Here is an 18,296-nt window from a genome sequence, read left to right as displayed (position 1 = left end):
GAAGGGGGTTGGGGTGAAAAAAAGCCGGGTGGCGGCTACGCCTTACCCGGCCTACTCGATCCTGTAGGCCCGGTAAGCGTAAGCGCCACCGGGCGATGAAGACGGCTCAGCCGCCTAAATAAGCGCTCCGCACCGCCTCGTTCGCGAGCAGCGCGTCTCCGGTATCAGAAAGCACCACGCGGCCGTTCTCCAGCACGTAGCCACGGTCTGCAAGCTTCAGCGCCTGGTTAGCATTCTGCTCGACGAGGAAGATGGTCATCCCCTCTTTACGCAACTGTTCGATGGTGTCGAAAATCTGCTGGATGATGATTGGCGCAAGCCCCAGCGACGGTTCATCGAGCAGCAACAATCGCGGCTGGCTCATCAACGCACGGCCAATCGCCAGCATCTGCTGTTCACCACCGGACATAGTGCCCGCACGCTGAATACGGCGTTCCCACAGGCGCGGGAAGAGTTCATACACCCACTTGATGCGGGTCTGGTATTCATCGCGGTGGGCAAAGAAGCCGCCCATCGCCAGGTTCTCTTCCACCGTCATGCGGGAAAACACGCGGCGCCCTTCCGGCACAATCGCCACCGCTTCACGCATGATTTTGGCGGTCTGCCAGTCGGTAATGTCTTTGCCATCAAACACAATTCGCCCGCTGGTCGCGCGCGGGTCACCGCACAGGGTGCCGAGCAGTGTGGTTTTGCCCGCGCCGTTGGCCCCAATCAGGGTGACGATTTCACCCTGATTGATATGAAGGCTGACATCGTGCAGCGCCTGAATCTTGCCGTAGTGCGCATTGACCTTGTCGAACGTTAACATCGCTTTTTCCATCTTATGGCTCGCCCCCATTATGCTTCGCCTAAATAGGCGCGGATCACGTCCGGATTGTTGCGGATCTCTTCCGGCGTGCCGTTTGCCAGCGGCGTGCCCTGGTTTACCACGTAGATACGGTCAGAAATGCCCATCACCAGCTTCATATCGTGCTCAATCAGCAGGATGGTGGTGTCGTGATGATCGCGCAGCTCGGCAATCAGCTCGTCCAGCTCTTTGGTCTCTTTCGGGTTGAGGCCAGCAGCAGGTTCGTCGAGCATCAGGATTTCCGGCTGCGTCACCATGCAACGCACAATCTCCAGACGGCGTTGGTCGCCGTAAGCCAGGTTGCTAGCCTGACGGTTAGCGTGCTGCAACAGACCGATGCGGTCGAGCCAGGTGGCAGCGCGATCCAGCGCTTCATCCTGCGCGCGACGGAAGGCCGGGGTTTTCAGCAGGCCGGAGAAAAGCCCGGTTTTCAGCTGCTGATGTTGCGCCACCAGCAGGTTCTCAATGACCGTCATCTCGCGGAACAGACGCACGTGCTGGAAAGTACGCACCACGCCCATACGGGCGATCTGTTGCCCGGGCAGGCCTTCAAGGTGCTGGTCGCGCAGCATAATGGTGCCGCCCGTCGGCTTGTAGAAACCGGTCAAACAGTTGAAGACCGTGGTTTTCCCCGCGCCGTTCGGGCCAATCAGGGAGACAATCTCTTTCTTGTGCAGATCCAGATTCACGTTGTTGACCGCCAGCAGGCCGCCAAAACGCATCATCAGACCGTTAACGGATAATAATGGCTGACTCATGCCTGCTCTCCTTTCGCTTGCCCGTTCTTCAGCTTCAGCTGTGGACGGGTCATCGGCAGCAAGCCCTGCGGACGCCAGATCATCATCAGCACCATTAAACCACCCAGCATCAGCATGCTGTATTCGTTAAAGTCGCGCATCAGCTCACGCGAGACCACCAGCAGGATGGCCGCCAGGATAACGGCGAACTGCGAACCCATCCCGCCGAGCACCACAATCGCCAGCACAAAGGCAGATTCGGCAAAAGTGAAGGATTCCGGGCTGACAAAGCCCTGGCGTGCGGCAAACAGCGTTCCGGCAAAACCGGCAAACGCGGCACTGATGGTGAACGCTGTCAGCTTGATGCGGGTAGGGTTCAGGCCCAGGGAGCGGCAGGCGATCTCATCTTCACGCAGTGCTTCCCACGCGCGGCCCAGCGGCATGCGCAGCAGACGGTTGATCACAAACAGGGTAATCACCACCAACAGCAGCGCCACCAGGTAGAGCCAGATGACACGGTCAGACGGGTCGTATTTCACGCCAAAGAAGTTGCTGAAGGTATCCCAGCCGCCTTCACGGGCGGTACGGCTGAATTCCAGACCAAAGAAGGTCGGTTTCGGGATCTGGCTGATACCGTTCGGGCCACCGGTCACTTCAGTGTTGTTGAGCAGCAAGATACGGACGATTTCACCAAAGCCTAAGGTCACAATCGCCAGGTAGTCACCGCGCAGGCGCAGCACCGGGAAGCCCAGCAGGAAGCCCGCAGCCGCAGAAACCAACCCCGCCAGCGGCAGACATGTCCAGAAGCCGAGGCCGTAATAGTGGTTCAACAGCGCAAAAGTGTAGGCGCCGATGGCGTAGAAGCCGCCGTAGCCCAGCACCAGCAGGCCAGACAAACCCACTACCACGTTCAGACCGAGACCGAGGATCACGTAGATCATGGTCAGAGTGGCAATATCTACCGTCCCGCGCGACACCACGAACGGCCACGCCACCGCCGCCACCAGCAGGGCGACGAGGAACAGCTTCTGTTTAACAGTTGAACCATCAATCGCAGGCAGCACGAATTTCGGGCCAGAAACGCCTTTCAGCGTCTTCTGGAACAGCGGACGCAGCAGCTGGAACAGGAACACCACGGCAGTGCCGATAAACACCCACTGCCAGCGGATGTCTGCTGCGGTGTCCACCACCAGCTTAGTACCGTTCAGCTCTAACTGAACGCCCATAAAGACGCCCGCCAGCACGAAGAACATGGCGGCAGAGAGCAGCGCCATTGCAAAATGCATCGGTTTCATACTTTCTCTACCTCCGGACGACCCAGAATACCGGTAGGCATTACCAGCAGAACCAGAATCAGCAGGGCAAACGACACCACATCTTTATATTCCGTACTCAGATACGCCGAGGAGAGCGCTTCGGCCACGCCGAGGATAAGACCGCCAATCATCGCGCCCGGAATGCTGCCGATACCACCCAGCACCGCTGCGGTGAAGGCTTTCATCCCGGCCATAAAGCCGATGTACGGGTTAATCACACCGTAGAACTGACCGAGCAGCACACCTGCGACGGCAGCCATTGCCGCACCAATCACGAAGGTAAGTGCAATCACACGGTCCGTGTTAATGCCAAGCAGGCTCGCCATCTTCAGGTCTTCCGCGCAGGCACGACAGGCGCGCCCCATGCGGGAATAACGAATGAACAAGGTCAGCGCCAGCATCGCAATGAAGGTCACGATCCAGATAACCAACTGCATGGTGGTAATAGACGCAGAGAAGTTATCACTCGCCCCGACAACCCACTGGCCATTAAACAAGCTTGGCAGCGCCACGTCGCGCGAGCCTTCGGTCAGGCTGACGTAGTTTTGCAGGAATATTGACATACCGATGGCGGAGATCAGGGCAATCAGGCGCTTGGAGCTGCGCACTGGCCGGTAGGCCACGCGTTCGATGCTCCAGCCGTAGGCACTGGCAATCACGATCGCGCCGACAAACCCGGCAGCGACCAGCAGCCAGCTGCTGTCGATACCCATCATCATCAGCGCGGCGATGATCATAAAGGAGACATAACTACCGATCATGTACACCTCGCCGTGGGCGAAGTTAATCATGCCGATAATACCGTAAACCATCGTATAGCCGATGGCGATCAGCGCGTAGGTGCTTCCCAGCGTGACGCCGTTAAACATCTGCTGCAGGAAATAGAGAAACTGCTCGGACATATGCAAACCTTTTTATACCCGCCCGTCAGTCCGGGCGGTGGGATAATTATTTGGCGGCCGAGGATGAACCGTCGGCGTGCCACTTAAAGACACCAAACTCAAATCCCTTCAGATCGCCTTTCTCATCCCAGTTCAGCGGCCCAATCACGGTGTTCGCCCCGTGTGCTTTTAAATCTTTCACCAGATCCAGCGGTTCTTTGCTGCCGGAGCGATCCAGTGCGGTTGCCAGAGACTGCACAGCCGCGTAGGTGATCCAGACGTATGGACCACTCGGATCCTTCTTCTGCGCCTTGAGCGCATCAACGATAGCCTTGTTGGCCGGATCCTGGTCATAGCGTTTTGGCATCGTAACCAGCATGCCTTCGGCGGCATCACCCGCGATGTTTGACAGGGAGGCGTTACCCACGCCTTCCGGCCCCATAAACTGGGTTTTCAGCCCTACCGAACGCGCCTGGCGGAGCATCTGGCCCATTTCCGGGTAGTAGCCGCCGTAATAAACGAAATCAATATTCTCTTTTTGCAGACGGGCGATCAGCGCGGAGAAATCTTTCTCACCGGCGGTAATTCCATCGAAGAAGACGACATTCGCGCCGCCTTTTTTCAGGCCGTCCTGAACGGAACGCGCCAGGCCTTCACCGTACTGCTGTTTGTCATGAATAATGGCAATGCGCTGTGGCTTAACGGTGCCGAGGATGTATTTGGCGGCGGTTGGGCCCTGAGAGGAGTCCAGACCCGCGGTACGCATAATGTGCTGATAGCCGCGTTGGGTCAGCTCCGGGTTGGTCGCACCTGGGGTGATCATCAGAATGCCTTCGTCTTCGTAGATATCAGACGCAGGCTGGGTGGAGGATGAGCACAGGTGGCCGATCACATACTGAATACCGTCGTTGACGATTTTGTTGGCGACCGCAACGGCCTGTTTGGGATCGCAGGCATCGTCGTATTCCACACCGACCAGTTTGTCGCCTTTGATACCACCTTTGGCGTTGATGTCTTTGATGGCCTGGCGCGCACCGTTGAACTCCATATCCCCCCACTGGGCAACAGGACCGGACATCGCACCGACTACAGCAACTTTAATCTCTTCCGCCATGGCCGCATGCGAAATCGACAATGCAACCATCCCCGCGAGTAACGTTTTCGCGTTCCTTCTCATCTCTGAATCCCCATTCGTGATGTCGTGTTTATATTTTGTTTTATTCTGGTTAAAAAGCATTCTGTACTTTTAATGCACAACGCTATTTTTACCAGTGCCTTTAATGGTTTAGCGCAGGTTTTTGTCAAAAACCAGACTAAAATCTCTATTTTTCAGGCTATTAAGCAAAGATAATATTCTGAAATCAGGCAGAGATAAACAAATAAAAGTGCAGTTTGCAGCATAAAATAACGGTACAAAGCGCCGAATAAATCACTACCATTCAGGTTAAAATTCTGCTTATTTTTCGATCCATGTGTTTTCAAACTGCCCATCGCGCTGCCAAAAAACTAATCACCTGGTTAATGAGAATAAAAAGAGGAAGCCGCTGAGTGAATAAATTGAGTACACTGCCCCTACTCAATTTGATTTGGACAACAAGCTAATGAAACTGACAATCGTTCGTCTGGTGACCTTTAGCGACCAGGATCATATCGACCTGGGCAAGATCTGGCCGGAATATTCCCCTTCGTCACTGCGCGTTGACGAGACTCACCGCATTTATGCTGCGCGATTTAATGAACGTTTGCTGGCTGCGGTTCGCGTGACTCTGAGCGGCACCGAAGGGGCGCTGGATTCACTGCGCGTGCGTGACGTCACCCGTCGTCGTGGTGTAGGGCAGTATTTGATTGAAGAAGTGATCCGCGAAAACCCGAGCGTGACCTCCTGGTGGATGGCCGACGTGGGCGTGGAAGACCGTGGCGTGATGGCGGCATTTATGCAGGCGTTAGGGTTTACGGCGCAGGAGAATGGGTGGGAGAAGCGCCAGGGATGACCTGTGCGGCCTGATGCCCTCACCCCGACCCTCTCCCACGGGGAGAGGGAGAAAACATTAAAAAAGGCAACTTACGTTGCCTTTTTGCGGCTTTTCCCAAGAATTTCGTGTTGCAGGAAGGCGGCAAGTTATGAAATCCCCGGGAGCTTACATAAGTAAGTGACCGGGGTTGAATAACGCAGCCAACGCACCTGCGGCGCGAAAGGCGACGGGAAAATTATTTGGCGTCTGTCGCCGTGCCATTCGCGTGCCAGTCAAACACGCCGAACTCGAAGCCCTTCAGGTCGCCCTTCTCATCCCAGGAGAGTGGCCCCATCACGGTCTCAACAGTATTCGCTTTCAGCCAGGTGGCAATCTCTGCCGGATCGGCTGATTGGTTCAGGCCCGCCTGCAGCGACTGCAGCGCAGCGTAGGTGGTCCAGACGAACGCACCGCTTGGATCCTGTTTCTTCGCCTTGATGGCATCTACGATTGGTTTGTTCGCCGGAACCTGGTCGTAGTTCTTCGGTTTGGTCACCAGCAGGCCTTCAGCGGATTCACCCGCAATGTTAGACAGGGAAACGTTCGCCACCCCTTCCGGGCCCATGAACTGGGTTTTCAGGCCTGCGGCACGCGCCTGACGCAGGATCTGGCCCATTTCCGGGTGGTAACCACCGTAGTACACAAAATCAATATTCTCTTTCTTCAGACGCGCCACCAGGGTGGAGAAGTCTTTCTCACCGGCAGTAATACCGTCGAAGAACACCACGTCAGCATTCGCTTTCTTCAGGTTGTCCTGGACGGAACGCGCCAGACCTTCACCGTACTGCTGCTTGTCATGAACGATAGCGATGCGCTTCGGCTTCACTTTTTCAACGATGTATTTCGCCGCAGTTGGGCCCTGGTCAGAGTCCAGGCCGGTGGTGCGCAGGGTCAGCTTGTAGCCGCGCGAGGTCAGTTCCGGTGCGGTTGCAGCCGGGGTGATCATCAGAATGCCTTCGTCTTCGTAGATGTCAGACGCTGGCTGAGTAGAGGAAGAGCACAGGTGACCGATAACGTATTTGATCCCGTCGTTCACCACTTTGTTCGCGACCGCGACCGCTTGTTTCGGGTCACAGGCATCATCATATTTTACGATCTGCAGTTTTTCGCCCTTAATACCGCCCTTGGCATTAATGTCTGCAACCGCCTGTTCTGCGCCAGTAAATTCCTGGTCACCATACTGTGCTACCGGACCGGACATCGCTCCTACGACAGCCACTTTAATATCTGCCTGTGCCATCGTGCTAAATGCCAACGCGATACATCCTGCCAGTAACGCTTTACCCTTCATGTTCATCCTGAGATTCCCCATTATTATGGTTATTACGATTATTGTGATGTTGTTGTGTAGCGCTTTATTTCAGTTATAGGTATGCCACTCGCGCTTTTTCAGCATACTCTGCTAAAACATACCCCATTTTTATGATTTTGGAATAGCTAATTTGAAATGAATATATGATAAGCCCGGCAGAGATTTCCGCCGGACGTGTGGCTTTAACGTGTCAGCGACGCGGAGATGATGTCCAGCGCTTTACGGAACTGCACTTCAGGGATAGTCAGCGGATACAAGAAACGAATGACGTTGCCGTAGACGCCGCAGCTCAGAAGAAGTAGCCCTTCCTGCAACGCGCGTTCTTGTACCTGACGGGTGAATTCCGGCGACGGGAGCCCTGATTGCGGGTCGTTAAACTCCACCGCCACCATCGAGCCTTGCGCACGAATGTCAGCGATATACGGGCAATGTTCCTTCGCTTTGCTCAGCACTTCCACCAGGTGATGACCAAGGTGCGCCGAGCGCGTGCAGAGATCCTCTTCATCAATCACGTCCAGCACGGCATGCGCCGCCGCAATCGCCAGCGGGTTACCGGCGTAGGTTCCGCCCAACCCACCAGGCGCAGGTGCGTCCATCACCTCGGCCCGGCCCGACACCGCCGAGAGCGGCATCCCGCCCGCCAGGCTTTTTGCCATGGTGATCAGATCAGGCTTCACACAGTGGTGTTCCATAGAGAACAGTTTGCCGGTACGGGCGAAGCCGCTTTGCACCTCGTCGGCAATCAGCAAAATGCCGTGGGTATCGCACAGCGCGCGCAGGGCCTGCATAAAATCAGCAGGCGCAATGTTGAAACCACCTTCTCCCTGAACCGGCTCGAGAATAATAGCCGCGACCTGGTCGGGTGCGATATCCGCTTTAAAGATGCGTTCCAGGCTCTTTAACGCCTCTGCCGTGCTGACGCCGTGCAATTCATTAGGATATTGCGCGTGGTAAACCGAGCCGGGGAACGGGCCAAAACCCAGTTTGTAGGGTGCCACTTTCCCCGTTAAAGCCATCGTCATAAAGGTGCGGCCGTGGAATGCACCACCGAAGGTGATAAGGCCAGGACGCCTGGTATACGCGCGGGCAATTTTTACGGCGTTTTCGACCGCCTCAGCCCCCGTGGAGAAGAACGCCGTTTTAGCCGGGCCCTCAACGGGCACGCGTTCGTTGAGACGTTCGGCAAGCGCCACGTAGCCTTCGTACGGCACAATCTGGTAGGCCGTGTGGGTAAAGGCATGGAGTTGCTTTTCGATGGCGGCAATGACTTTGGGATGGCGATGGCCGGTATTCAGTACCGCGATCCCCGCAGCGAAGTCGATGTACTCATTACCCTCCACGTCCCACACCGTGGCATTTTCAGCTTTATCGGCATAAAAATTACACATCACGCCGATGCCGCGCGGCGTCGCCTGTAAACGCCGGTCGTTCAGTTCGTTATTTTTCACCCTGTCCCCCTGAGAAAGTCACCTGCTTAGCGCATCAGTAAGTGTTTGCCAGGGGGAAGGAATTCGCCAGAGCGGGCGCTAAAAAAACAAAACCCCCGAATTTGCATTCGAGGGTTCTCGGTGTACTTCGCTTATCTTACGCTTCGATAGCGGCGCGAAGTTTTTTCATGGCGTTCTTCTCAAGCTGACGAACACGTTCAGCGGAAACGCCGTAGCGGTCGGCCAGTTCCTGCAGCGTGGACTTGTTGTCTTCGTCCAGCCAGCGGGCGCGGATAATATCCTGGCTACGTTCGTCGAGGCCTTCCATCGCATGGGTCAGCTTGTTCGCGGCCTGATCTTCCCAGTTATCCTCTTCAATGCCGTCAGCAAAGTTAGAGGCTTTATCCTGCAGATACAGTACCGGTGCCATCGGCTGGCTGTCGGATGCGTCGTCGTCGGAGGACATATCAAAGGTCATGTCCTGCGCGGCCATACGGGATTCCATCTCACGCACATCTTTGCTGGATACGCCCAGCTCGCGCGCCACCATTTCAACTTCATCCTGATTGAACCAGCCCAGACGCTGCTTGGTTTTACGCAGGTTGAAGAACAGTTTGCGTTGCGCTTTTGTCGTGGCGACTTTCACAATACGCCAGTTACGCAGAACGTATTCGTGAATCTCTGCTTTGATCCAGTGCACGGCGAAGGAGACCAGTCGCACACCCACTTCCGGGTTGAAGCGACGCACAGCCTTCATCAGACCGATGTTACCTTCCTGAATCAAGTCCGCCTGCGGCAGGCCGTAGCCCGCATAATTACGAGCAACGTGAACAACAAAGCGCAGGTGAGACAGGATCAGCGTCTTAGCTGCTTCCAGATCGCCCTGGTAATGCAGCTTTTCAGCAAGCTCCTTTTCTTCCTCGGCCGTTAACATCGGCCAGGTGTTCGCAGCCCGGATGTAAGACTCCAGGTTACCAACAGGGGCTAAAGCTAAAGTTTGCATTTCTTTGGTCATTCATTCCTCTCAATGTTTCTTCTGGTCCAGGTTATCCCCATCAGGCAACAACCATGCCAAAGCGTTTGAGCAACGAGATTAGCATTCACTCTTGTATCAGACAGTGATTTTATCCACAAGTTCCAGGTGCAACGGTGAATAAATTACGCACAAAATGTGACATGAAGATGATAACAGGGGAAGAGACAACAGGGACACTTTCCCTGCAGAGCGAACATCTCGGTGCAGGGAAAGATTATATCACGCTTTTATTAATCGGGAGTAAAGTGACGTAAATGTTGAACGGTTGCCAGCCAGGCTGCCACCCACCCAATCATCGAACACACCAGCAGCAGCAACAGGCACTCATCGAACCCTAAGCCGCTGATATCAAACTTCGTTCCGAAAACCTGCGCCACTTCTGTGACTGCCGACGACAGACGCATCACCAAAATTTCTGACAATATCAGTGAAAGAAATGCGCCGGAAAAACCGAGCAGTGCGCCGCCATAGAGGAACGGACGCAGGATGAAACCATCCGTCGCACCAATCAGTTTCTGCACGTTGATGGTATCGCGACGGGCGAAGATGCTCAGGCGCACGCTGTTACCGATGACGAGGAAGACCGCCGCCACCATCAGCACGCCAATCATCGCCGCCACGCGGCCTACCAGCCCGGTCAGGGCAGAGAGACGCGCAAACCAGCTGTCATCCATGCGCACTTCATCAATGCCCTTAATGCGCGTGATGCGATCGCGCAGGGTGTTAAGCGAATCGGTCCCCTGGAAATCCAGCTTCGGGATCACCACCGCCACGGCAGGCAGCGGGTTCTCTTCAAGCATGTCCAGCGCGCCGCCAAAGCCTGACCAGTTGCGGAACTCGCCCAGCGCGTCTTCACGCGAGAGATAGTTAACCTTCTCCACACCCTGCTCGGCCTGAATTTGCCCGACCACCTGCGCTGCGGCGTTATCGTCGAGCGCTTTATCCAGATAGACCGTGATCTGCGGGGACGGATAGTATTGTGAGGCCGCCTGGTTGACGTTTTTATAGACCATATAGCAGACGCTTGGCAGCGTCAGGGAGATGGCAATCACCATCACCGTCAGGAACGTCGCCAGCGGTTTGCTTTTCAGGTCCTGCAGCGCGCCGTGGAACGCGTAGCGCACCTGCTCGTTAAACACGTTGGTTTTGCGGGAGGCAGGCATTGGCGCGGCTTTCTGGCGCTTTGGCGCATTACGATTGCCATCACCACCGCCCTGCGACTTACGGAAACGATCAAACCGGTTCCCGAACTGTCGAATCTGGTTTATTGCATCACGCTTATTCACCATGGCCTCCGTGCAAATGACCGTCGCTCAGGGTCAGCATGCGGTACGAACGACGGGAAATAAGCCCGATATCGTGCGTCGCCATCAAAACCGTCACCCCTACGCGGTTGAACTCCTCAAACAGACGCAAAATCCCTTCTGACAGGGCGTCGTCCAGGTTACCGGTCGGCTCATCCGCCAGCAGCACCGCAGGTTTGTTCACCACCGCACGGGCAATGCCCACGCGCTGCTGTTCACCGCCGGAGAGCTGGATCGGGAAATTCTTCGCTTTGTCCAGCAGCCCGACCTTATCCAGCGCCGCAGAGACGCGACGGCGGATATCATCATAGCTGGCACCGGCAATAATCAGCGGAATCGCCACGTTATCGAAAACGGTGCGATCCATCAGCAGGTGGTGGTCCTGGAAAATCATGCCGATCTGCCGACGCAGAAACGGCACTTCGCGATTTTTCAGACGGCTTATCTCATGACCGCCGAAAAAGATTTTCCCGGCACTTGGCCGTTCGATCCCACAGATAAGCTTGAGCAGGGTACTTTTCCCCGCGCCGGAATGGCCGGTCAGGAATGCCATCTCGCCCGGTTGCAGGTGGAATGTCACCCCCTGCAACGCTTGTCTCCCACCGAGATAGGCCTTGCTGACGTGTTCAAAGCGAATCATTGTTAGTCCTCTCGGGCAAATAGTGCCTCAATAAAGTCGTCCGACTTAAACGGACGTAAATCTTCAATACGCTCGCCCACACCGATGTAACGGATAGGAATGCCGAACTGATCGGCCACGGAGAAGATCACCCCGCCTTTGGCGGTGCCGTCCAGTTTGGTCAGCGTGATCCCCGTCAGTCCTACCGCTTCATGGAACAGTTTTGCCTGACTAATGGCATTCTGTCCGGTGCTGGCATCAATGGTCAGCATAATTTCATGCGGTGCTTCTTCATCCAGTTTTTTCATCACCCGGACGATTTTCTTCAACTCTTCCATCAGGTGCGATTTGTTCTGCAAACGCCCTGCGGTATCGGCAATCAGTACATCCACGTTGCGCGCCTTCGCCGCCTGGATGGCGTCAAAGATAACGGATGCGGAATCCGCGCCGGTATGCTGGGCAATCACCGGGATGTTATTGCGCTGGCCCCAGACCTGCAGCTGCTCAACCGCTGCTGCACGGAAGGTATCACCTGCCGCCAGCATCACCGATTTACCCTGCTGTTCGAACTGACGCGCCAGCTTGCCGATGGTGGTGGTTTTACCCACGCCGTTCACGCCAACCATCAGAATAACAAATGGCGTTTTGCCTTCAATATTAAGCGGTTCGTCAACTTTTGCGAGAATTTCACCCATCTCATCTTTCAGAAGGCCATACAGCGCTTCGGCGTCGCGCAGCTGTTTGCGGCTCGCCCCTTCGGTCAGGTTGGTGATGATCTTACGGGTGGTTTCCACACCGACGTCGGCGATCAGCAGTTGCTCTTCCAGCTCTTCAAACAGATCGTCGTCGATCTTCTTGCCGCGGAAAAGACTGATAAATCCGGAACCTAAGTTTTCTTTTGTTTTAAGCAGGCTGCGTTTCAGGCGGGCGAAGAAACCTTCTTTGGTCGGTTTTTCCTGTTCCTGAACGATCTCCTCTTCTGCCTGCTCTTCCACTGGCACCACGATAACCGCTTCTTCAGCCGCTTCTGCTGCCAGCGCCTGTGCTTCCAGCTCTTCGTCGGTCAGTTCAGGTTCGTTTTCGGCTTCTTCTTCCACCGCCTCAACAATTTCAACGGTTTCCGCTTCGGCCTGCCACTCTTCGGCAGAAACGGCTTCGGTTTTCACCTCTTCCGGCAGCGGCAGTTCTTCGTGTTCGATGACGGCCTGCGGCGCTTCGGGAATCTCTTCGGCGACAACCGGTTCTGGCTTCTCGCTTTCCTGAACCTGTTCAGTGACCTCAACCACCTCTTCAGCGAAAGATTCAATCTCTTCTTTGCTGTGTGCCGTCTCTTCCGCTTCGACAACCGCGGCGGTTTCTACAGGCGTTTCAGGCTGCGACTGCTCTTCAACGGCATGTTGCTCTTCGGTTTTCTGTTCTGTTTCTTGCTCTTTTTCACCGAAGCCCAGCCAGGAAAAGAAGCCACGTTTTTTTTGTTTTGCCATCTGCGACTACACTCCTCGCGGCGCTATATACATGGAAGCTAAAAAAATGATGAAATAGTCTAACACTTTACTTAATTGACATCACCGCCCGCAATCGCAGGCCAATTGTTAACAGAGCTTTCCTGAGATGAAGAAACCCAACCGCGCCCCGGCCGGTCAAATTCGTATTATCGGCGGTCAGTGGCGAGGCCGGAAACTACCGGTGCCGGACAGCCCCGGTTTACGCCCTACTACCGACCGCGTACGCGAGACGCTGTTTAACTGGCTGGCCCCGTCAATGGTAGACGCCCACTGTCTCGACTGTTTCGCCGGAAGCGGCGCACTCGGACTGGAAGCGCTGTCACGCTATGCCGCCAGCGCCACGCTGCTGGAGATGGAACGCGGCGTGGCGCAGACGCTGCAGCAAAATCTGGCGACGCTAAAGGCAACCAACGCTAAAGTCGTGAACACCAACACGCTGAGTTTCCTCGCGCAGAAAGGTACGCCGCATAACGTGGTGTTTGTCGACCCACCGTTCCGTAAGGGGCTGCTGGAAGAGACGTTATCCCTGCTGGAGCAAAACGGCTGGCTGGCAGATGACGCATTGATTTACGTGGAAAGTGAAGTGGAAAACGGTTTACCGCCGGTTCCCGCCCACTGGGATCTGCACCGTGAAAAAGTGGCAGGTCAGGTCGCTTATCGTCTGTATCACCGTCAGGCTCAAGGAGAATCCGATGCCGGTACTGATTAATCTGGGACGTTTGTTGATGCTGGGCGTCTGGGCGTTTTTAATTCTCAACCTGGTGCACCCGTTCCCGCGACCGATGAATATTTTTGTTAACGTCGCGCTGGTTTTCACATCGTTTATGCACGCCCTGCAGATGGTAATGCTGAAAAATGGTCTGCCAAAAGATGGCCCGCAGATGACCGGCTGGCAGCAGCTGCGCGTCTTTATTTTCGGCGTGTTTGAACTGCTGGTGTGGATGAAGAAATTTAAGGCGCAGGTGAAGAAGTAAGGTGCGGCCTGATGCTCTCACCCTCTCCCACAGGGAGAGGGAACCGATCGAGCATTATTCAGGCGTAAAACCTTCGAATCGGGACCCTTTATAACTCAGCGTCCCTTTCTCCCCCACCGTCAACTGATGGTACTGCTGCGCCTCCAGGCGGAAGGTCATCTCGAGCCCGCCGGTTTCCGGCTTAAAGCTCGCTTCATAGCGCATTGTCGTGCCTGCTGGCGTCACCTGCTGCTGGCGTGAACGGCGGTCGTTAAGCGGTTTTTCGCGTTTGTTCGTCACTACCACGCGCTTTTGCAGCAGCGGTGCAGCATCGTTATCCGCCTTTTCGCGGCGCTGCTGTACGAAACGGAACGAGGCGGCAATGACGATAATCGCCACCACGATAATGAAAAACAGCGGCATCTTGCTCATTCTAAAATCCCATCAGATTATGCGGAATTCAGGATACCCTGCCTTCCCTGCCATTGCCAAACGCCCGTCCGCATCACTACACTGGATCAGAAACTGATTATTCAGCCTTAACAGATACAGGGAGTTAATATGCTTTGGTCATTTATCGCTGTCTGTTTTTCCGCATGGCTTTATGTCGATGCGTCGTACCGCGGTCCCACCTGGCAGCGCTGGTTGTTTAAACCGGTCACGCTGTTGCTCCTGCTGCTGCTGGCCTGGCAAGCGCCGATGTTTAACGCCGTAAGCTATCTGGTCCTCGCCGGGCTGTGTGCTTCCCTGATTGGCGATGCCTTAACCCTGCTGCCACGTCAGCGTCTGCTGTATGCCGTGGGGGCATTTTTCCTGTCGCATCTGCTCTATACCATCTACTTTGCCAGCCAGATGACGCTTTCATTCTTCTGGCCGCTGCCGCTGGTACTGCTGGTGATTGGCGCACTGCTTATTGCGGTGATCTGGTCGCGTCTGGAAGAGATGCGTTTGCCGGTCTGTACGTTTATCGCCATGACGCTGGTGATGGTATGGCTGGCAGGCGAACTGTGGTTCTTCCGTCCAACGGCACCGGCGATGTCCGCGTTCTTCGGTGCAGCACTGTTGTTACTCGGGAATATCGTATGGCTGGGCAGCCACTATCGCCGTCGTTTCCGGGCGGATAACGCGATTGCCGCCGCCTGCTACTTTGCCGGACACTTCCTGATTGTGCGCTCGCTGTATATTTAAATAAGCCTTGACTCTGGAGTCGACTCCAGAGTGTATGCTGCGGTTAATGAGAAAATTATCATTGCCGGAGACTGCCATGTCGACTCCAGAAACACCAAAAAAAGCCCCACAATTCTCAGCATTTAAGCTCAGTCCGGTTCCGCCGAAGGACGACTGCTGCTGCGATGGTGCGTGCGAAACACAAACCGAAATACTCCCTGAAAACGGCAACCGCTACAGTTGGGTCGTCAACGGTATGGACTGCGCCGCCTGCGCCCGTAAAGTTGAAAACGCGGTAAAACAGGTGCCGGGTGTGAGTCATGTCCAGGTTCTGTTTGCCACTGAAAAGCTGCTGGTCAGCGCGGATAACGACGTTAGCAAACAGGTTGAAGCTGCCGTAAGTCAGGCGGGTTACAGTCTGCGTAGCGAAAATGCGCCGGCAGAAAAAACCTCTTCCCTGCGAGAAAATCTGCCGCTTATTACCCTCATCATCATGATGGCCCTGAGCTGGGGACTGGAACAGATTAACCATCCGTTCGGCAATCTGGCATTCATCGCCACCACGCTGGTTGGGCTGTTCCCAATTGCCCGTCAGGCATTGCGGCTGATGAAAAGCGGAAGCTGGTTTGCCATCGAAACGCTGATGAGCGTGGCCGCTATTGGTGCACTGTTTATTGGTGCGACAGCAGAAGCGGCGATGGTGCTGCTGCTGTTCTTAATCGGTGAACGTCTTGAGGGCTGGGCCGCCAGCCGCGCGCGTAAAGGAGTCAGCGCGCTAATGGCCCTGAAACCTGAAACCGCCACACGCGTGATCAACGACAACCGGGAAACCGTCGCCATCAACACGCTGCGCCCGGGCGATGTGATTGAAGTCGCCGCAGGCGGGCGTCTGCCTGCAGACGGTGAGTTGCTCACCGCAACAGCAAGCTTCGACGAAAGCGCCCTCACCGGAGAATCGATTCCGGTTGAACGTACAACCGGTGAAAAAGTGCCTGCGGGTGCCACCAGTGTTGATCGTCTGGTGCAACTGACGGTGCTTTCCGAACCCGGTGACAGCGCCATCGACCGTATTCTGAAGCTGATTGAGGAAGCCGAAGAGCGTCGCGCGCCAGTTGAGCGGTTTATCGATCGCTTCAGCAGGATTTACACCCCCGCCATCATGCTGGTTGCCCTGCTGGTCACTGTCGTTCTACCCCTGTTTTTCGGCGCACCGTGGGAAGGCTGGATTTATAAAGGTCTGACGCTGCTGTTGATTGGCTGTCCGTGTGCGCTGGTGATCTCCACCCCGGCGGCCATCACATCCGGGCTTGCGGCGGCGGCACGTCGCGGAGCGCTGATCAAAGGCGGAGCCGCCCTGGAACAGCTAAGCCAGGTTCAGCACATTGCCTTCGATAAAACCGGTACGCTGACCGTAGGTAAGCCGCAGGTGACCGGTGTTTATCCGCAGGAAATCAGTGAAAACGAACTGCTGACATTGGCAGCTGCCGTAGAGCAAGGTTCAACCCACCCGCTGGCGCAGGCGATTGTGCGTGAAGCGAAGGCGCGTGAACTCACCATCCCTGCGGCAACTTCCCAGCGGGCACTGATGGGCTCAGGCATTGAGGCCGTCGTCGACGGTAAAAAGGTGCTGATTGTCGCGGCTGGCAAGTCTTCTACTCCAGAGGTTGAGGCGTTAGAACAGACCGGGCAAACGGTCGTGGTCGTCATGCAGGACGGCGTGGCGAAAGGAATGCTGGCATTGCGCGATACCCTGCGTGATGACGCAAAAGAAGCCGTGGCGGCGCTGCACCAACTGGGCGTACAGGGCGTTATTCTTACAGGCGATAACCCTCGTGCGGCAGCCGCAATTGCCGGTGAACTGGGGCTGGAATTTAAAGCCGGATTGTTGCCTGCAGATAAGGTCAGCGCAGTCACAGAGTTGAACGCTCATGCCCCGCTGGCGATGGTTGGTGACGGGATTAACGATGCCCCGGCGATGAAAGCGTCCACCATTGGTATTGCGATGGGCAGCGGTACCGACGTGGCGCTGGAAACGGCCGACGCGGCGCTGACCCACAACCGCCTGACCGGGCTGGCGCAGATGATCGGGCTGGCACGTGCGACGCGTGCCAATATCCGTCAGAACATTGGCATCGCGCTGGGGCTGAAAGGGATATTCCTGGTGACCACCCTGCTCGGCATGACCGGGCTGTGGCTGGCGGTGCTGGCGGATACCGGGGCAACGGTGCTGGTGACGGCGAACGCACTCCGGCTGTTGCGTCGTCGATAAAAAAACGCCCGGTGGCGTAACGCCTACCGGGCTTTATTTCAGGAGAAATAGCTCATCGCCAGGCCTAAAAATAGCACCAGACCGACGTAGTTATTATTCATAAACGCCTTAAAACAGGCTTCACGCTCGCGCTTCGCAATCAGCTTTTGCTGGTACGCAAACAGCAAGCCCGCCACCAGCACGGACCAGTAAAACTCCCAGTTCAACCCGTTTATGCGACCAATCGCGACCATCAGTGCCAGTACCGCGACCTGCAGGATACCGATAATCAGCTTGTCCTGACGACCAAAGAGGATAGCGGTTGATTTGATGCCAATTTTCAGGTCATCGTCACGGTCTACCATCGCGTATTGCGTGTCATATGCCACGGCCCAGAGAATATTCGCCAGGAACATCAGCCAGCAGCTGAGTGGTAAGGACTCACTAACTGCCGCAAATGCCATCGGAATCGACCAGCCAAATGCCGCCCCCAGCACCACCTGAGGCAGATGGGTGTAGCGTTTCATAAACGGATAAACCCAGGCCAGGGCCAGCGCCGCAACGGAAAGCAGAATGGTCATGGTGTTAAGGGTTAACACCAGCAGGAAAGAGAGCAGCACCAGAACAATGAACAGCACGCGGGCTTCTTTCCCGGTGACTTGCCCGCTGGGTAACGGACGACCGACAGTACGTTTTACATGCCCGTCGAATTTACGATCGGCATAGTCATTGACCACACAGCCTGCCGCGCGCATCAGCCAGACGCCGGCAACGAATACGCCCAGGATCCACAGCGGTGGCACGCCCGGCGTCGCGACCCACAGCGCCCATAAGGTCGGCCACAGCAACAGTAACGCGCCAATCGGTTTATCGGTACGCATTAAGCGGTGATAGGCCAACAGCTTATTCTGCGTCAGGCTCCACTCCATTTT

At 55.7% G+C, this 18,296-nt stretch carries 18 protein-coding genes; 5 read left to right on the top strand and 13 right to left on the bottom strand.

The genetic code is table 11. The features are described from left to right. Positions 1 to 106: 106 nt before the first annotated feature. From livF to livK, 5 genes are read right to left on the bottom strand one after another with little or no spacing between them, the layout of a single operon-like run. Positions 107 to 820, bottom strand: coding sequence for a high-affinity branched-chain amino acid ABC transporter ATP-binding protein LivF (livF, locus tag LCD46_01360; GenBank protein UOY71026.1), 714 nt, complete (start codon positions 818 to 820; stop codon positions 107 to 109). 17 nt (positions 821 to 837) lie between these two features. Next, a complete protein-coding gene (livG, locus tag LCD46_01355) occupies positions 838 to 1,605 on the bottom strand; it encodes a high-affinity branched-chain amino acid ABC transporter ATP-binding protein LivG (protein UOY71025.1) in 768 nt (255 codons plus the stop codon). Next, positions 1,602 to 2,879 carry a branched chain amino acid ABC transporter permease LivM gene (gene livM / locus LCD46_01350; protein UOY71024.1) on the bottom strand — a complete coding sequence of 426 codons (1,278 nt, stop codon included), beginning with the start codon at positions 2,877 to 2,879 and terminating at the stop codon, positions 1,602 to 1,604. The genes livG and livM overlap by 4 nt, the downstream gene beginning before the upstream one ends. Then, positions 2,876 to 3,802 carry a high-affinity branched-chain amino acid ABC transporter permease LivH gene (gene livH, locus LCD46_01345; GenBank protein UOY71023.1) on the bottom strand — a complete coding sequence of 309 codons (927 nt, stop codon included), beginning with the start codon at positions 3,800 to 3,802 and terminating at the stop codon, positions 2,876 to 2,878. The genes livM and livH overlap by 4 nt, the downstream gene beginning before the upstream one ends. A 46-nt stretch (positions 3,803 to 3,848) precedes the next feature. Further along, the gene (livK, locus tag LCD46_01340) at positions 3,849 to 4,958 is read right to left on the bottom strand and encodes a high-affinity branched-chain amino acid ABC transporter substrate-binding protein LivK (GenBank protein UOY71022.1); all 1,110 of its coding nucleotides are present in this window, start codon (positions 4,956 to 4,958) and stop codon (positions 3,849 to 3,851) included. Positions 4,959 to 5,382: 424 nt separating this feature from the next. Here livK and panM point away from each other — a divergent pair, with 424 nt between their 5' ends. Continuing rightward, entirely contained in the window at positions 5,383 to 5,772 is a 390-nt protein-coding gene (gene panM, locus LCD46_01335; protein ID UOY71021.1) for an aspartate 1-decarboxylase autocleavage activator PanM, read from the top strand. Positions 5,773 to 5,989: 217 nt separating this feature from the next. On the opposite strand, the gene livJ is transcribed toward panM, so the two are convergent. The 6 genes from livJ to ftsY form a co-directional block, all read right to left on the bottom strand. Then, positions 5,990 to 7,090, bottom strand: a complete 1,101-nt coding sequence (gene livJ, locus LCD46_01330) for a branched chain amino acid ABC transporter substrate-binding protein LivJ (protein UOY71020.1) — start codon at positions 7,088 to 7,090, stop codon at positions 5,990 to 5,992. 197 nt (positions 7,091 to 7,287) lie between these two features. Then, positions 7,288 to 8,553, bottom strand: coding sequence for a 4-aminobutyrate--2-oxoglutarate transaminase (locus LCD46_01325; GenBank protein UOY71019.1), 1,266 nt, complete (start codon positions 8,551 to 8,553; stop codon positions 7,288 to 7,290). 136 nt (positions 8,554 to 8,689) lie between these two features. Continuing rightward, a complete protein-coding gene (gene rpoH, locus LCD46_01320; GenBank protein UOY71018.1) occupies positions 8,690 to 9,547 on the bottom strand; it encodes an RNA polymerase sigma factor RpoH in 858 nt (285 codons plus the stop codon). Positions 9,548 to 9,798: 251 nt separating this feature from the next. Continuing rightward, the gene (gene ftsX, locus LCD46_01315; GenBank protein ID UOY71017.1) at positions 9,799 to 10,854 is read right to left on the bottom strand and encodes a permease-like cell division protein FtsX; all 1,056 of its coding nucleotides are present in this window, start codon (positions 10,852 to 10,854) and stop codon (positions 9,799 to 9,801) included. Next, positions 10,847 to 11,512: a cell division ATP-binding protein FtsE gene (ftsE, locus tag LCD46_01310; GenBank protein ID UOY71016.1), complete on the bottom strand. Its 666-nt coding sequence runs from the start codon at positions 11,510 to 11,512 to the stop codon at positions 10,847 to 10,849. Before ftsE ends, ftsX begins: the two co-directional genes overlap by 8 nt. Positions 11,513 to 11,514: 2 nt before the next feature. Then, positions 11,515 to 12,975 (bottom strand): signal recognition particle-docking protein FtsY, encoded by a 1,461-nt coding sequence (gene ftsY, locus LCD46_01305; GenBank protein ID UOY71015.1) that lies wholly within the window; start codon positions 12,973 to 12,975, stop codon positions 11,515 to 11,517. A gap of 127 nt (positions 12,976 to 13,102) precedes the next feature. Here ftsY and rsmD point away from each other — a divergent pair, with 127 nt between their 5' ends. Next, complete coding sequence (gene rsmD / locus LCD46_01300) at positions 13,103 to 13,705, top strand: 16S rRNA (guanine(966)-N(2))-methyltransferase (protein UOY71014.1); 603 nt, start codon at positions 13,103 to 13,105, stop codon at positions 13,703 to 13,705. Beyond that, a complete protein-coding gene (locus tag LCD46_01295; GenBank protein UOY71013.1) occupies positions 13,689 to 13,970 on the top strand; it encodes a DUF1145 family protein in 282 nt (93 codons plus the stop codon). Before rsmD ends, LCD46_01295 begins: the two co-directional genes overlap by 17 nt. Positions 13,971 to 14,024: 54 nt before the next feature. Here the strand turns inward: LCD46_01295 and LCD46_01290 are convergent, their stop codons facing one another. Further along, positions 14,025 to 14,381, bottom strand: coding sequence for a DUF2500 domain-containing protein (locus LCD46_01290; protein UOY71012.1), 357 nt, complete (start codon positions 14,379 to 14,381; stop codon positions 14,025 to 14,027). 129 nt (positions 14,382 to 14,510) lie between these two features. Between LCD46_01290 and LCD46_01285 the strand changes: the two genes are divergently transcribed. Next, complete coding sequence (locus tag LCD46_01285; protein ID UOY71011.1) at positions 14,511 to 15,137, top strand: lysoplasmalogenase; 627 nt, start codon at positions 14,511 to 14,513, stop codon at positions 15,135 to 15,137. Positions 15,138 to 15,213: 76 nt separating this feature from the next. Then, positions 15,214 to 17,385, top strand: a complete 2,172-nt coding sequence (gene zntA, locus LCD46_01280; GenBank protein UOY71010.1) for a Zn(II)/Cd(II)/Pb(II) translocating P-type ATPase ZntA — start codon at positions 15,214 to 15,216, stop codon at positions 17,383 to 17,385. 38 nt (positions 17,386 to 17,423) lie between these two features. On the opposite strand, the gene ubiA is transcribed toward zntA, so the two are convergent. Further along, on the bottom strand, positions 17,424 to 18,293 hold the full coding sequence (gene ubiA / locus LCD46_01275; GenBank protein UOY71009.1) for a 4-hydroxybenzoate octaprenyltransferase: 870 nt from the start codon (positions 18,291 to 18,293) through the stop codon (positions 17,424 to 17,426). Between the last annotated feature and the right edge of the window lie 3 nt (positions 18,294 to 18,296).

Source organism: Enterobacter ludwigii (assembly GCA_023023105.1).
Classification (GTDB): domain Bacteria; phylum Pseudomonadota; class Gammaproteobacteria; order Enterobacterales; family Enterobacteriaceae; genus Enterobacter; species Enterobacter adelaidei.
Note: the sequence above shows the minus strand (reverse complement) of the source record. Positions and strands in the feature narration are given on the sequence as shown.